This is a genomic window from Butyrivibrio sp. M55 (genome assembly GCF_900116865.1).
Lineage (GTDB): Bacteria > Bacillota > Clostridia > Lachnospirales > Lachnospiraceae > Butyrivibrio.
In genome coordinates this window covers 119,050-134,265 of the sequence record NZ_FPCD01000009.1, presented here as the reverse complement: position 1 = coordinate 134,265, position 15,216 = coordinate 119,050, and the positions used below count along the sequence as shown (strand labels likewise).

14 protein-coding genes and 1 rRNA gene are annotated in these 15,216 nt (G+C 42.1%); all 15 read right to left on the bottom strand.

All coding sequences use genetic code 11. The features are described from left to right. Positions 1-86 (bottom strand): 16S ribosomal RNA (locus tag BM398_RS11225); the annotation flags it as partial. 303 nt (positions 87-389) lie between these two features. Beyond that, on the bottom strand, positions 390-1,235 hold the full coding sequence (locus BM398_RS11220) for a DegV family protein (protein ID WP_092337746.1): 846 nt from the start codon (positions 1,233-1,235) through the stop codon (positions 390-392). Between the two features lie 109 nt (positions 1,236-1,344). Beyond that, on the bottom strand, positions 1,345-2,310 hold the full coding sequence (locus BM398_RS11215; protein WP_092337745.1) for a hypothetical protein: 966 nt from the start codon (positions 2,308-2,310) through the stop codon (positions 1,345-1,347). 17 nt (positions 2,311-2,327) lie between these two features. Next, positions 2,328-3,887, bottom strand: a complete 1,560-nt coding sequence (locus tag BM398_RS11210) for a sensor histidine kinase (RefSeq protein ID WP_330390581.1) — start codon at positions 3,885-3,887, stop codon at positions 2,328-2,330. Continuing rightward, positions 3,874-4,551, bottom strand: a complete 678-nt coding sequence (locus BM398_RS11205; protein ID WP_026654520.1) for a response regulator transcription factor — start codon at positions 4,549-4,551, stop codon at positions 3,874-3,876. Before BM398_RS11205 ends, BM398_RS11210 begins: the two co-directional genes overlap by 14 nt. Before the next feature lie 18 nt (positions 4,552-4,569). Further along, the gene (locus BM398_RS11200; RefSeq protein WP_092337744.1) at positions 4,570-5,178 is read right to left on the bottom strand and encodes a hypothetical protein; all 609 of its coding nucleotides are present in this window, start codon (positions 5,176-5,178) and stop codon (positions 4,570-4,572) included. Further along, positions 5,165-7,345 carry a glycogen debranching protein gene (locus tag BM398_RS11195; RefSeq protein WP_092337743.1) on the bottom strand — a complete coding sequence of 727 codons (2,181 nt, stop codon included), beginning with the start codon at positions 7,343-7,345 and terminating at the stop codon, positions 5,165-5,167. Before BM398_RS11195 ends, BM398_RS11200 begins: the two co-directional genes overlap by 14 nt. Before the next feature lie 93 nt (positions 7,346-7,438). Then, positions 7,439-8,851, bottom strand: coding sequence for an oxaloacetate decarboxylase subunit alpha (locus BM398_RS11190; RefSeq protein WP_026514277.1), 1,413 nt, complete (start codon positions 8,849-8,851; stop codon positions 7,439-7,441). A gap of 24 nt (positions 8,852-8,875) precedes the next feature. Further along, positions 8,876-10,018, bottom strand: a complete 1,143-nt coding sequence (locus BM398_RS11185) for a sodium ion-translocating decarboxylase subunit beta (RefSeq protein ID WP_026654518.1) — start codon at positions 10,016-10,018, stop codon at positions 8,876-8,878. A gap of 44 nt (positions 10,019-10,062) precedes the next feature. Further along, positions 10,063-10,419: a biotin/lipoyl-containing protein gene (locus BM398_RS11180; RefSeq protein WP_092337742.1), complete on the bottom strand. Its 357-nt coding sequence runs from the start codon at positions 10,417-10,419 to the stop codon at positions 10,063-10,065. A gap of 54 nt (positions 10,420-10,473) precedes the next feature. Beyond that, positions 10,474-11,325, bottom strand: coding sequence for an OadG family transporter subunit (locus tag BM398_RS11175; RefSeq protein ID WP_175531919.1), 852 nt, complete (start codon positions 11,323-11,325; stop codon positions 10,474-10,476). 17 nt (positions 11,326-11,342) lie between these two features. Beyond that, on the bottom strand, positions 11,343-12,773 hold the full coding sequence (locus BM398_RS11170) for an acyl-CoA carboxylase subunit beta (protein WP_092337740.1): 1,431 nt from the start codon (positions 12,771-12,773) through the stop codon (positions 11,343-11,345). Positions 12,774-12,926: 153 nt separating this feature from the next. Further along, positions 12,927-13,496: an SMC-Scp complex subunit ScpB gene (scpB, locus tag BM398_RS11165; RefSeq protein ID WP_026654514.1), complete on the bottom strand. Its 570-nt coding sequence runs from the start codon at positions 13,494-13,496 to the stop codon at positions 12,927-12,929. A 4-nt stretch (positions 13,497-13,500) separates the two neighbouring features. Beyond that, the gene (locus tag BM398_RS11160; protein WP_026654512.1) at positions 13,501-14,250 is read right to left on the bottom strand and encodes a segregation and condensation protein A; all 750 of its coding nucleotides are present in this window, start codon (positions 14,248-14,250) and stop codon (positions 13,501-13,503) included. After that, on the bottom strand, positions 14,251-15,120 hold the full coding sequence (locus tag BM398_RS11155; protein ID WP_092337739.1) for a metallophosphoesterase: 870 nt from the start codon (positions 15,118-15,120) through the stop codon (positions 14,251-14,253). Between the last annotated feature and the right edge of the window lie 96 nt (positions 15,121-15,216).

Here is a 15,216-nt window from a genome sequence, read left to right as displayed (position 1 = left end):
TCATCAGCGTTAAATCTCCGTTCGACTTGCATGTGTTAGGCACGCCGCCAGCGTTCATCCTGAGCCAGGATCGAACTCTCACGTTTAAAAGTTTAATCCGGCTAAGAACTTAAGCTTGGCTTTTCGTTCTGTCCGTTAATTTACATTTTTCTGAATTATTCTCTTGGAATCTTTCAGGGTTGCATTACTGTTTATTTGTCAAGGTACAAGGAGCCTCAAACCCGCTCCAGTACTGCGTTTGCAGTGTTGTCTGCATCAGCAACGAATATAAATATATCACCCGCTATATTTAATGTCAACACCTTTTTTCAAATTTTTTTGCGAAAAAATGACATTTTCTGCATTACGTAAACACATCTAACACTAAAACGTCACTTCTCATGGGTGCTTCATGACTCCGAAATGAACAGAACGCCCATGGTTCCTGGGCCGCAGTGGGATGAGACAACACTTCCGGCTCGCGTCTCAATTATGTCAAGGAAAATTCCTAATTTTTCCAAAAAACTTCGTACTTCCTCTACTTTATCCCTGTCACAGCCTGAATGTGTGATAAAAACTCTGTCTTTTTTCGCCTTTCTAAGCTCATCTTCCATGTCTTTAACATAATTCATTATGCACTTATCGGCACTTCCCCTATACTTCTTGCCTGGCCTCATTGCGCCATCGGACACAACAATCTTGGGGCGTAGTTTAAGCGTATTTCCCAAAAGTGCTGCAATTCCCGAACACCTTCCTCCTCTGTGCAGGAAAGTAAGGGTTTCTATAACGAAGCTGGCTCTGACTCTGCCCTTCACTTCTTCAATATACTCTGCAATCTCCGAGAGGTTTTTTCCCATATCGGCTTGATCCACGGCTTCCATGACCAAAAGCCCGATTCCCGTAGAAAGATTTGCCGAATCAATTACTTTCACCCTGTCTTCGATTTCAAGCTCTTCTACTGCAAGCCTGCAATTGTTGTTGCTTGCGGACATAGATGCGGATATCGTAAAGACAATATACTCATCATCCGAATCATCACTAAATACACTCATATAATCCGAAACCGAAGGAGCTGCAGTCTTTGGCGTCTCTCCCGTTTCATTCGACCACTTGTATATCTCTTCGGGAGTGATATCTACTCCGTCCTTCTTTTCCTCATTACCGAGCCTTACATACAAGGGCACTATAACTATCCCATACTTATCAACGATTTCTTTTGAAAGATCACATGTGCTGTCTGAAACTATTCTGATCATATTCTTCTCCTGTCGTAAGTTGTTTTATTGTTTAGTTCCTGTCGAATTCAAAAAGCGGCACCTTTCATTACGAAAAAGTGCCGCCGTAACGCGTTCATAAATATGTTGCTTATCTTAAATTGATTTTCTGATCCTTACCGCCCTTTGTCATAATAAGTCCCAGTGTATCGACATTGGACGCATTCTTTTCATCAATCTGCGTAAGTATGGCAAGGCTCTCATGCGCCCTGGAATCTATCGTTCCAACGTATGAAGTAAGGTCATTTGGCAAGAATGTAACTGAAGAATAGCCTATATTCTTACCGTTTAGTATTATCTGGAATAAAAGATCCAACTTGAGCATATTTACGTCTTTTGCGGAATTAGACGCATTGTAGAGGTCAAACCTCAGAACAAGCAGTTTTTTGCCCTTATCCGCGTTAATAACATAGCTCTTGGAGCTCTCAGGATAGGTACTCGAAACGGAATATCCCTGATAGGACAAAAAGATATCATTCAGTATTTCCTGTGTATTATCGGCAGAAAGGGTTATCGTACCGGTTTCGCCCGCGCTTGAAGAAGTGCTCTTTGAGCCTTCCCCGGATCTGTCCTTATCATCCTTACCGTCTTTATCATTACTATCTTTATCCGCTGTTTTGGATGCATCCTTAGAAGCGTTTTCAGAACTCTCCTTTGAGCTTTCTTCAGAGCTTTCCGATGAACTGCTGTCTTTGCCTGCTTCATCAGTATCGCTTGCACCGGTAGAATCTTCACTTCCGGAAGATGATACATCTGCGCTTATTTCGTCATCCTCATACTCATTATCATAAGGACCGGGTGTTAAATGTGCACTGCTTTCCTCGGCTTTGGCAAGTTCCATGGCCTTAGCTTCCCTGCGCTTTTTCTCATAATTCACATCAACATACGTAAGCTTAGCCTGTTCGTTCCTTGAGTATTTCATTAATAGACCTACGGCATATTCAACAGTCTGGTCGTACTCTTCAGCCGTAAGCGAAGGAAACGCTTCCCCGCATCCGGTCAGAGCCATAACCATTCCTATCATAAATGCCGGCACAAAATACTTTTTCAAACGCATAAAGTCATCCTCTTTTGTCATTTAGTTTCAAGTTCAAAATAGAACTCAACGCCGTTCGCGTAGTTGATCACGCCGTAGTCCTGCTGCATGCTTTCCATTATTGCTTTAACAATGGAAAGACCTACACCGCTTCCGCCGTATTCTCTTGTTCTGGCTTTATCAACCTTATAGAACTTATCCCAAATAAAATCAATATTTTCCTTCGGAATAGGTTCACCCGTGTTAAATACGGATACTCTGACTTTGCCGTCTTTGTGAACAAGCTTTATCTCTATTATTTTATCACCGCTAACATGATTGATCGCGTTACTGTAATAATTCTGGAGAACCTCTTCGATCTTGAACTCATCTCCCCATACAAATATCGGATGATATTCGCCAAACTTTACGGTTACATCCTTCTGTTTAGCCAAAAGTTCTGCAGATCTGATATAGTTCTTCACCATCTCGACTATATCAAAGCGCTCCATATTCGCACTGTCGTTACCAAACTCAAGCTGGTTGAGCGTAAGGAGCTTTTTTACCATAATATTCATCTTGGATGCCTCATCCATGATAACTTCACAGTAAAAATTCCTGTTCTCCTCATCATCGTTTATTCCTTCCTTAAGGCCCTCGGCATACCCTTGAATAAGTGCAATGGGAGTCTTAAGTTCATGAGATACGTTTGAAAGAAATTCTTTTCGCATCTCATCTATCTCTTCTTTCTTGGCAATATCATGCTTGAGCGCGATATTGGCATTCTTAAGATCTTTGATGGAGGTTTCAAGTGTTTCGGACAGTTCATTCATATTCTGACCGAGAACATCTATCTCATTTTTATAATCACTGTTGTTTTCATACTTAGCTTCAAAATTAAGTTTCTTCATCTCATCGGAAATAAGATAAAGCTTCTTGATAGGAGCCGTAACTTTCTTGGATATAATAAGAACAAGCATTGAGCCGATACAAAGTGCGACAACACCGACATATGCCATGAATTTATTGGAGATTGCAACGCTGTCTTCGATACTCTCCATTTTCGAACGAATGAAAACGACATTTAGATTTATGCCGTCGGCCCTTTTTGCCGTTCCCCAAATGTCGATATATTCGCTGCTGTTACCGTTATCTATACTCTTCTGAAGAGTGTATCTGTTTCCGTCGTAAGTCCCCTGACTCAACACAATATGGTCTTCTTCGACCATTTTTTTGATAGGCGCAGGGTTGATAGACTGCATCAAACAATCAACCAGGACATTGACCAGCTGGTTGTTGCTCGAAACGCTCTTGATAACCTTTGTGTCATTATCACAAACTACCATATCAATATTATATCTTTCGCAAATAAGACGCATATTGCGCTCAAATTCAAAAGATTCAATATTGTCATCGGCTATAGCGCTCACAACAAGCTCATAAGCTTCGATAATATTTTCTTTTTTCTTTTGCACATAGAATCGCTCAAGAAAAATAACGTTTATGATAAACCACAATCCAAAGGTCACCAGCATCGTTAAAATGAATACTGCACTGATCTCTGCGCGCACGGAATGTGTCTTCATTTTTTTATCGATAGAAGTCTCAGTCTGTTTCAAACTTGTAACCCATTCCCCAAATAGTCTTTATCATATCGCCCTTATTTCCGAGCTTTCCGCGAAGTTTTTTTACATGCGTATCGATAGTACGTGCGTCACCAAAATAGTCATAGTTCCACACATTATTAAGAATCTTCTCTCTGGAAAGAGCAACGCCCTTGTTCTCGAAGAAGAATGATAAAAGTTCGAATTCCTTATAGCTAAGCTCAATATCTTTGCCGTCGACCGTAACGCTGTGAGCGACTTTGTTAATTGTAATGCCGCCCTCTTCCATTACTTCGTTGGTTGTCACAATATTGGCTCTTCGCAAAATAGCCGAAACTCTGGCCGCAAGGATCTTGGGACTGAAAGGTTTTGATATGTATTCATCAACACCAAGCTCAAATCCGAGAAGCTCATCGCGTTCTTCCGATTTTGCGGTAAGCATTATGATGGGCACCTTGGAATTTTTCCTGATCTCTCTGCAGACTTCCCAGCCGTCTCTGTTAGGCATCATAACATCAAGAATAATAAGAGAAATCTCTTTATCCTCATAAAAAATATCAAGTGCCTGCTGGCCGTCACCGGCCTCAATTACGATATAACCATCTTTTATCAAAAAGTCTTTGACAAGCTTTCTCATTCTGCTCTCGTCATCAACAACCAAAATCTTTAAATCATCCACTCTGACTTTCCTCCTAACCTAGTCATTGTTCGCATCATCATAATAACCCTCAGAGCTTTCAATGCCAAGTTTTTTTTCTGCTTCACGAATTACTTTTTCTCTCTGCGTAAGATCCTGCTCCCACGAAGAGTAACGGTTTGTCACATTCCTCTTGTAATTCAAAATATTATCGCTGTCACTGGTCGATGCGATAATGAACATTGCAATTACAATTATCAGTAAAAAGATATTTAGAATATATGGAAATAATCTCTTAAATTCTGCTTTGCTGTCCCTTGAATCAGGTTTGATCCTTTGCTGGACCGACAGATTTTCAAAAGCAGAATGCCTTGTAAGACTGACCGGTATCGGAATCGGAATAAGTTCTTCCTCCGAAAAACCGCTCGCATATAGTTTTTCCCTAAGTCTTGCAAGATACTGCCATCCTATAGGGGACTTAAATATTTTATTCTCTATAGCCTTTTCATATACAGCCTTTATATCATTGGGCCTGCTTGCCTTCACACGCTCTTCAAGAACTTTTATCTTGGACAGATCCAAAGACGCCTTCTGCGCATCAAGTTCAGACAAGAAGTCATAACCCCCAACTATAAAATTTGCATCTGTACGCTCATCATTGATTGCCATATTCAACTCCGTATGAAGCTATGAATACGCTGACACTTCTAGCTTTCAAAGTTTTATTTCTCCATGTAAGAGGCTTGGGTCTGTTGAAGTAGTACTTACCTTCCTCATCGCCTCCTGTGTCAACGCAGAGCCCCCAATACGCACCACTTGGCGGATTTGGAAGCATTATCTGTATATCTTCCCAATAAGCATTTATCGCAAGATATACGATGTCATCACGGCCTTTCTTTTCATCAAAGCCCGCAAAGCGCACACATATAACCTTTGAGTCCTTTGTAATATTTCCGTTGTCCGGATTTTCTGTATGTACAGACACAAAGGGCAAGCCGCATTTAGCTCTCTCAAGGTCTTTTCGTATCGCCGCATGCTTTCTCCTAAACTGAACAACATTCCTGTAAAAAGAGAAAAAAGCTTTATTCTTTTCAAGAAGATTCCAGTTAAGCCATGATATTTCATTATCCTGGCAATACGCATTGTTATTGCCAAACTGTGAATTGCCAAATTCATCTCCCGCATAGATCATGGGAGTTCCGCGGCTGCACATAAGAACAGTCACAGCATTTCGCATCATCCTAAATCGCAGGTCAAGGACACCCGGATCGTCGGTATCACCTTCATATCCGCAGTTCCAGCTCCTGTTATCATTTGCACCGTCCGTATTGTTCCAGCCGTTATCTTCATTATGCTTGTTATTATATGCATAAAGATCGTAAAGTGTAAATCCGTCATGACAATTTATAAAGTTAACAGAGGACTCATATCCCATATACGATCCGCCATACAGATCCATGGAGCCTGTAATTCTCTTGACTGCCTCCGGAGCAGCCCAAATATCGCCTTTAAGATACGATCTTATGTCATCTCTGTACTTACCGTTCCACTCTGCCCAACGCTTCCATGAAGGAAAACTGCCTACCTGGTACATTCCACCGGCATCCCACGCTTCGGCAATAAGCTTGACATTTCCCAAAATGGGATCGTAAGCAATTCTCTGAATAAGCGGCGGTCTCTCCATAGGTGCGCCGTCCTGATCTCGTCCCAGGATACTCGCAAGATCGAATCTGAAACCGTCAACTCTGTACTCTTCCACCCAATAACGAAGGCACGAAACAATATACTCCTGAACCATAGGATGATTACAGTTCATAGTGTTGCCGCATCCGCTAAAATTATAATATTTTCCGTCAGGTGTAAGCAGATAATAAATATTATTGTCAAAGCCTTTAAACGAGATAAAAGGCCCGTATTCATTGCCCTCCGCCGTATGGTTAAATACAACATCAAGGATAACTTCAATATGCCTCTTCTTGAGCTCTTTTATCATATATTTAAGCTCAACGCCTTCCTTGTTGTGCTCGGCTTCATGCGAATAACTCGTATTGGGAGCAAAAAATGCCGTGGTATTGTATCCCCAATAATCAAGAAGTATCCTTCCATTTGCAACTCGCATATCACGAGTCTCATCAAACTCAAATATAGGCATCAGTTCAACAGCCGTAATTCCAAGTGCTTCGAGATAATCCGCTTTCTCGGTAATTCCTTCGAATGTCCCCCTGCACTTTACGCCTGATGATTCATCCATTGTAAAGCCCCTCACATGCATCTCGTAGATTATTGAGTCGCACATGGGAGTTCCAAGGCTCGTCACATCATCCCATGCAAAATTCTGCCTTACCACTCTGGCCCTGTACGTACCCGAAGTGAGGTTTTCACCCCATATTCTCTGTCCGGATACCGCTTTTGCAAAAGGATCGAGCAATGTATTTTCCTTGTCAAAAAGAAGCCCTTTATCAGGATCCCAAGGCCCATCAACGCTATAACAATATTCAAGGTTCTCAATGTCCAGTCCAAAAACGATCATTGAATAAACCTTTCCTATCTTGTAGCTCTCAGGGAAAGGAATCGTCACAAAAGGCTCCTTATCATTTCTGTGATACAAAAGAAGCGCAATAGATGTCGCACCGTTGGAATAAATAGTAAAATTAATCCCACCGGGAAGCATAGTTGCCCCATACAAATCAGCAATGCCAGGCCTTATTTTATAGCCGTTAACCTCATCCAAAGGAATAAACTGACGTTCAATTTCGTTTTCCTTCAGCTCAACACCCTGCCTTTTTTCGGCATCTATTAACTTTCTGCTTTTTTTATGCCGTCTGTATTCACTCATGCATTAATTTTACCATAATATTCATTAAATAAGCGTTAAAAAGAGCTATCAAACGTAAATATTTACATCTGATAGCTCTAAAATTTTTAAAAATTAAACAGGATATGCTCCGTTCTTTGTATCAGCGGCAGCCACATCAACCGATGTCTGCTGTGCCATACGATACTTGAAGAAGTCTGTTGCAACCTGAGGGAAGAGTGCGTATGAAAGAACGTCCTCGTCCTGCTGCTTCCACTGCTTAACGTCCTCTTCAAACTTCTTAAGTCCGGGCTCAAGCTTGTCTGCAGGTCTGCATGTGATAACTTCTCTGTCGCCGATGATTTTCTTCTGAACTTCGGGATTGAAAGGCTTGATTGTCTTTCCGTACTCACCTGCAAGAAGATCCTTGGTCTGGTCTGTAGCAACCTTGTATCTCTCGCCCATAAGAACGTTCATAACAGCCTGTGTTCCAACGATCTGTGAAGAAGGTGTAACAAGCGGAGGCTCACCGAAGTCCTTACGAACCTGAGGGATTTCCTCAAGCACTGTATCGTACTTGTCGCTTGCATTCTGCTCTTTAAGCTGGCTAACCATGTTAGAAAGCATTCCGCCGGGAACCTGATACATAAGAGTCTTGATGTTAACACCAAGAACCTTTGCGTCCATAAGTCCGCTTGCAAGGCACTCCTCTCTGTAAGGTCTGAAATGATCTGCAATCTTAGCAAGAAGCTTCTGATCAAGTCCTGTCTCGAAAGGCTGTCCCTTGAATGCTTCTACCATAACCTCAGTAGCAGGCTGTGATGTACCGAGTGCGAAAGGAGAAATTGCGCAGTCGATGATATCAACACCGGCCTCAGCTGCCTTCATGTATGTCATGCTGGCAACACCTGAAGTGTAATGTGTATGAAGGTCGATAGGAAGCTTTGTAGCGCTCTTAAGAGCTTTAACGAGCTTCTCAGCCTCATAAGGAAGAAGAAGTCCTGCCATGTCCTTGATACAGATTGAATCTGCACCCATAGACTCGATATCCTTAGCGATATTCATCCAGTACTCTTCTGTATATGCATCACCAAGTGTGTATGCAAGAGCGATCTGAGCATGTCCGCCCTCTTTCTTACATGCCTTAACAGAAGCCTCAAGGTTTCTAAGGTCGTTAAGACAGTCGAAAATTCTGATTATATCAATACCGTTTGCGATTGACTTCTGAACGAAGTAATCAACAACGTCATCCGGATAGTGCTTGTATCCGAGAATGTTCTGTCCACGAAGGAGCATCTGAAGCTTTGTATTCTTGAATCCTGCACGGAGCTTACGAAGTCTCTCCCAAGGATCTTCCTTAAGGAATCTCATGCAAGCGTCGAATGTAGCACCGCCCCAGCACTCTACTGCGTTATATCCAACCTGATCCATTGTATCGATGATAGGCAACATAACCTCTGTGGGCATTCTTGTTGCGATAAGTGACTGATGAGCATCACGCAGAACAGTCTCATTGATACGAATTGGTTTCTTTTCAATATCTGCCATATCTATTTTCACCCTTTCTGTGATTTATACTCCAAATACTGCCATGAATGTACCTGCAACTACCGCTGTACCGATAACACCGGCAACGTTAGGTCCCATTGCATGCATAAGCAGGAAGTTGGAAGGATCGTATTCTGCACCAACTTTCTGTGATACACGAGCTGCCATCGGAACGGCTGATACACCGGCTGATCCGATAAGCGGATTGATCTTGCCCTTCGTAATGAAGCACAACAGCTTACCAAGAAGGCAACCTGCGGCAGTTCCGATAGCGAATGCGCAAAGACCAAGAATAACGATCTTGATTGTTGTCATATTAAGGAAAGCCTCAGCACTTGTTGTTGCACCAACAGAAGTTCCGAGAAGGATAACTACAATGTACATAAGTGCATTTGAAGCTGTCTCCTGAAGCTGACGAACAACGCCTGACTCTCTGAATATGTTTCCAAGCATCAACATTCCGATAAGAGGAGCTGTTGTGGGAAGAATCATACTTACAACTACTGTAACTACTACAGGGAAAAGAATCTTCTCAAGCTTGGTAACTTCTCTGAGCTGCTGCATCTTGATTGTTCTTTCCTTCTGAGTTGTAAGAAGTTTCATGATAGGCGGCTGGATCATTGGAACCAGTGACATATATGAATATGCCGCAACCGCGATAGGTCCTAAAATTGCTGTCTGATGAAGCTTAGAAGCCAGGAAAATTGAAGTAGGGCCGTCTGCTCCACCGATGATTGAAATAGCTGCTGCAGCTTGATCGTTGAAACCAAGTGCAATAGCAATAAAGTAAGCTGCAAAAATACCGAACTGTGCAGCTGCACCCATAAGGAAGCTTATAGGGTTTGCAATAAGCGGTCCGAAATCCGTCATAGCACCTACACCCATGAAGATAAGAGAAGGAAGAATTGCCCACTCATCAAGGATGTAGAAGTAATGTAACAATCCACCTGCAGACTCGCCAACAGGCTCAGCCATAATAGCAGGGTAGATATTTACAAGAAGCATACCAAACGAAATCGGAACCAAAAGTAATGGCTCAAATCCCTTGGCAATTGCAAGATACAGGAAAACCAATGCTACGACAACCATGACATAGTTGCCGACAGACATTGAAGTAAATGCAGTTTGATCCCAGAGATTAGATAATGTCTTAACTATGTAATCCATTTTTTATCCTCATTTCTGTATAAAATAATACTTTCTCTGATTCATCAATTAAGAGTTGCAAGAACTGTTCCTGCCTCTACAGAATCGCCTGCTGCAACATCAATACTTGCAACTGTTCCGTCTGAAGGAGCTACCATAGGGATCTCCATCTTCATAGACTCAAGAGTGATAACTGTATCGCCCTTCTTTACAGCCTGTCCAACGCTGGCATTGATCTTAAGGATCTTTCCGGCAGCACCTGCCTCAACCTTGATTGAACCTGCACCTGTGCTTGCCTTCTTAACAGGAGCTACAGGAGCCTTAGGTGCACTTGAAGCTACAGGAGCTACTCCGCTTCCTGCGCCTTCTTCTACTGTTACATCATATACGTTTCCGTTTACGGTTATTGTATAGTTTTTCATTGTTTCTCCTTTCATCCGACACAGATTCAAGTCTCCGTGTACCCGATGTCATTATTAGAATTTTTTCCAATTATTGTTTACTTTTCTGATCGATCTTACACGGAATCCATCTGTGCTTCCGCTTCCCTCGTACGCAGCGATCGCAGCGGCGATAACAGCAACGAGTTCTGAATCTCCGGAGAGATCTTCCTGCTCAGCGATCTGGTTGATCGTGTTATCCATTGCCTTTGCTGCAATATCTTTGTCGCTTACTTTTTTCTTCTTCTCTCCGAAAAGAACAGGGAAAAGACAGATGATAAGCGAGATGAGAATAAGGATGGCAAAAGCCATTCCCATGCCGAGAAGTGTATTAAGACCGGCATTTGTAAGTTTCTCTCCGAGTGTCTTGTCTACCGTAACACCTGCATCGCGAATGCTGAAATCGTTGTTGATATAGAGCTGCATAAGTGCGGAATGCTTTGTTCCCTGAATTGTAGCATCTATAACAAGAATATCATCATCGTTGATATAGGATTTAACTCCGGTAACTTTTATATCATCATTGAGAGTCTCAACACTGTTAAAACCAATTTCTTCAACTGCCTTGTACCAGCTTAAATATCCTGACTTAATGGCATTGAAATCATCATCATTAACGCTCTTGATGGTAAGATTTTTCTCATCAAATTCCATTGCCAAGCCAAGGTACTGCTTCTCATCGAAGTTTTCGGGTGTAATATCGTTAAGATACCATCCCTCAAATACTTTATCTTCGATATATGTTGCATACTGCTCCAATGAACCAGGATCAAACAGTTCTTTCGGATATCTGTAACTGTCCAAGGAGCCTTCTGCAGCTTCACCGCAAGCACTGAGTCCAAAAAGGCAGCTGAGTATCACTCCCAAAACTAAAATTTTACGTTTCATTTTGAGCGCTCCCTTCATTATACTGTACCGTGCTTCTTTGCAGGACGTTCATCCCTCTTGGTGAAAAGCATCTCAAAAGCACCGATCACATACTTTCTTGTATCGGCAGCTTCGATGATCTCATCAACATATCCTCTCGCAGCAGCACTCTTAACATTGTTCTGAAGCTCTGCATAATCAGCTGCAGCCTTTGCAACAGTATCTGCATCTTTTCCATCACAAATGATCTTTGCAGCAAGTTTTGCATCCATTGATCCGATCTGTGCCCCGGGCCAGCTGATAGTGATGTCTGCACCGATTGCCTTTGAATTCATGATCACATAAGCGCTTCCGAATGCCTTACCTGTGATAAGGTTAACCTTAGGTACTGTAGCATTTGCAAGTGCGTAAACAAGCTTACCTGCAGCCTTTGCAACATGCTTCTCATCACACTTTGATGAACCGAATCCTGTTGCATTTGTGATTGTAAGAACAGGAAGATCAAAAGCATCGCAGAAGTTTACAAACTCTGCAGCCTTCTCGCATGCATGAGCTGTAAGCTTGTCATCGAACTTCTCAGAAACCTTTCCGTTCTCGTCATATATAGCTGTACGGTTTCCAACAAGTCCAACAGTTGCTCCGTTGAGTCTTATGAAACCGGTAACCATCTCTTTAGCATAATCTCTCTTTGTCTCAAAGAAAAGACCGTTGTCAGCAATCTGACCTGCAATAACAGCGGGATCCTCAATAGCACCGTCAAGGTTCTCGCATGCTCTGTTGAGATCGTCAGAGCACTCCTTGTATGAATCTCCGTCCTCGTTGTTTGAAGGAAGAAGAGATACAAGCTCTCTGATCTGTGCATATACAGTAGCTTCGTCGGCAACAACGTCTACATTGCCTGCCTCAGTACTCTGCCACTTTGCACTGGATGTATCACATTTCTCTTTATAGTTGCCCTCAAGAGCATTAGGTGAATTAACAAAAAGCTTAGCCTTCTCAGATTCCATAAATGTGAAGTCTGTGATTGAAGGGATAAGTGCAAGTCCACCACCACATGATCCGAAGATCGCTGTGATCTGAGGAACAACCCCCGAAGCCTCCACCTGCTTAAGATAAATCTCTCCAAATGCGTTGAGCGCATCTGTTGCCTCCTGAAGACGAAGTCCTGCTGAATCGATAAGTCCGATTACAGGAGAGCCTGTCTTGATAGCCAGATCGTACAGGCGAACGATCTTCTTGGCGTGCATCTCACCTATAGAACCGCCAAGTACTGATGCATCCTGACTATAAACATACACCAGATTACCGTCTATAACACCATAACCGGTAACAACACCGTCTGAAGGTGTTTCTTCCTGTTTCAGATTGAAATCTGTGTTTCTGGCTGTCACAAGAGCACCAATTTCAACGAAACTGTTTTCGTCGAGCAAAGAGATAATTCTTTGACTCGCTTGTGAAGAACTACTCATTTTTCTTTAACCTCCGTAAATATATTTAAGTTATGTTAATCTTTTGGAAAAAGAACGCAACTTAAGTCAGAATATAGTATAGCAAAAAAGAAAGTCAAAAAAAAGGAAAAAAGCATTTTTTCTGCCTTTTTCCGAAAACATTGTAATATAAAATCAAATATCCAGTTTGACATTAACTTCCTGTTCTGCCTCGGCTTTAAATTCTTCAACCTGAACAGCACCTACCGTAGGCAGCTCCTCAAGCGACTTTACGCCGAAACTTCTAAGGAATTCTTCCGTTGTTCCAAAGAGAAGCGGTCTTCCCGGAGCATCGAGTCTTCCGAGTTCCTGAATGAGCCCGAACTCAACAAGACGATTTACCGCGTGATCGCTGTTAACACCTCTTATCTTCTCCACTTCAAGCCTTGTTATGGGCTGTTTGTAAGCGACTATTGAAAGCGTCTCCATAAGAGAATCGGTAAGAACCGCCTTTCTCGGAGTCTTTGCTATTTTTACAAGGTACTCGTACATCTCTTTCTTGGTACAGAGCTGTACAGCGTTCTCAAGTTCGATAATACCGATGCCGCTGTCTTCGTTTTCATATTTGGTCTTGAGATATTCTATGCTCTCTTTGACCTCTTTTGCACTCGCTTCCATGGCCTTCGCCAAAGCACTTATCTCAACGGAATCTCCCATTGTAAAAAGGATTGCTTCTATGATCGCTGCGCCTTCTTTACTTGTCATGGTATCAACTTGCCTTTCTTGATTTGATAATGATATCTCCGAACGTCTCGTCCTGCTCTATCTCAATTTCTCCAAGCTTCATCTCTTCAAGCATAACCAGAAATGTCACGATTATCTCTGTCTTGCTGTGTTGCTTTTCAAGAAGCTGCCTAAAGCTGAATCTGTCATGTTCCCGTATGTATGCCTTTATATAAAGAGTCTTGGCATCCATATCGACCTCTTCTTTTTCGATATTTCCGAATCTGCTTCTGATAGGGTCGACCTTATCTTCCTGTCTCTTAAGAAGCTCCTGAAAAATCGAATTAAGTTTGGAAAGTGTCGCATCCCCTATAAGATCTGAAAAATCAATCGGAGCCTCATACTCACTGACTTCCTTGGGGATATTTCTGCTTCTGAACCACTGCATGTCAGCTTCCTGCTGTCTGTCTTTGAGTTCGTCAGCCATAAACTTGTACATCTTGTATTCAAGAAGTTTCTCTACAAGTTCTGCTCTCGGATCTTCTTCCTCTCCGTCCTCATTGACTTCCTTGGGAAGAAGCATCTTGCACTTGATATCTATGAGTGTCGCAGCCATTACAAGGAATTCACTTGTAACTTCCATATCATCCCTCTGCATGGCGTTTATATAATCCATGTACTGCTCGGTGATCGTAACGATCGGGATATCATAGATATCTATTTTGTTTTTGTCTATAAGGTGCATGAGAAGATCGAGAGGACCTTCAAAGACCTGCAGTTTTACCTCAAGTGACATTTATTTCGCCTCATGTATTTTAATAACATCTATCTCACAGGGATTGAACATTCTGACCTGGATCGTATGTGTTCCAAGCCCCCTGCTGAGGACCAGATGCTTTTTATCAATCTCAAAATGTCCGCCGTCATATTTAGGGAAAAGAGCTATCGTAGGTGAGATAACACCTCCCAAGAGCGGCAGTCTGACTATGCCTCCGTGAACATGTCCCGCCACCGTAAGATCGGCGCCCCATTTCGCATACTCTTCAAAATACTGGGGATTGTGTGCTATAAGAATCTGGAACTCTTTCTTTGAGCTGTCGCCCAAAGTTCTCTTTAAAAATCCGGGTTCCATTTTTCTTTTTACGATCTTGCGATAATAGTTCATATTAAGGTCAAGACCCGTTATCCTGATGTTCCCGTCTGCAATTTCCACCGACTCGTTCTCTAAAAAGGTAACTCCCGCCTTCTTAAGTCTGCTCTTATATCTGTCATAGAAATTACCGTAATCCGAGGTCCAAATCTTAAGCCTGTACTCATGATTACCATTCGCATAATAAAACGGATACTTATTTGCAAGGTTCTTTGCCAGTTCAAATCCCGTTTCATACTTTATCGGCTTTTTATCCTTGCGTGCGTTAAAAAGATCTCCCGCACATAGTATGATATCCGGATTAACGGCATCGATCGCATCAATCAGCTTTTCATTATTTTTGCCGAACGAATATCCATGAAGATCGGAAATCAGGACAAAAGTGTGGTCGTCCTTTATCTTATCCGATTCAAGGTCATAAGTCCGTACAACAAAATTATGCGTGTCATGATAAATTACAACAACGCACAATATTATAAACAAAATTATTGCTGCAGCACAATAAAAAAATGTCATATATAAATACTCTCAAATCCGTTTACTTCATTTCAAAATTCACCAAGAGATATTATAGCATAAAAAAATATCCGCGAGGCGCACATCCAAAGCATA

Coding starts and splice junctions, on each gene's coding strand:
- BM398_RS11200 (WP_092337744.1), bottom strand. CDS start 5,178: ATGGCAATCAATGATGAGCGTACAGATGCAAATTTTATAGTTGGGGGT.
- BM398_RS11215 (WP_092337745.1), bottom strand. CDS start 2,310: ATGCGTTTGAAAAAGTATTTTGTGCCGGCATTTATGATAGGAATGGTT.
- BM398_RS11190 (WP_026514277.1), bottom strand. CDS start 8,851: ATGGCAGATATTGAAAAGAAACCAATTCGTATCAATGAGACTGTTCTG.
- BM398_RS11180 (WP_092337742.1), bottom strand. CDS start 10,419: ATGAAAAACTATACAATAACCGTAAACGGAAACGTATATGATGTAACA.
- BM398_RS11220 (WP_092337746.1), bottom strand. CDS start 1,235: ATGATCAGAATAGTTTCAGACAGCACATGTGATCTTTCAAAAGAAATC.
- BM398_RS11195 (WP_092337743.1), bottom strand. CDS start 7,345: ATGAGTGAATACAGACGGCATAAAAAAAGCAGAAAGTTAATAGATGCC.
- BM398_RS11155 (WP_092337739.1), bottom strand. CDS start 15,120: ATGACATTTTTTTATTGTGCTGCAGCAATAATTTTGTTTATAATATTG.
- BM398_RS11185 (WP_026654518.1), bottom strand. CDS start 10,018: ATGGATTACATAGTTAAGACATTATCTAATCTCTGGGATCAAACTGCA.
- BM398_RS11170 (WP_092337740.1), bottom strand. CDS start 12,773: ATGAGTAGTTCTTCACAAGCGAGTCAAAGAATTATCTCTTTGCTCGAC.
- BM398_RS11160 (WP_026654512.1), bottom strand. CDS start 14,250: ATGTCACTTGAGGTAAAACTGCAGGTCTTTGAAGGTCCTCTCGATCTT.
- scpB (WP_026654514.1), bottom strand. CDS start 13,496: ATGACAAGTAAAGAAGGCGCAGCGATCATAGAAGCAATCCTTTTTACA.
- BM398_RS11175 (WP_175531919.1), bottom strand. CDS start 11,325: ATGAAACGTAAAATTTTAGTTTTGGGAGTGATACTCAGCTGCCTTTTT.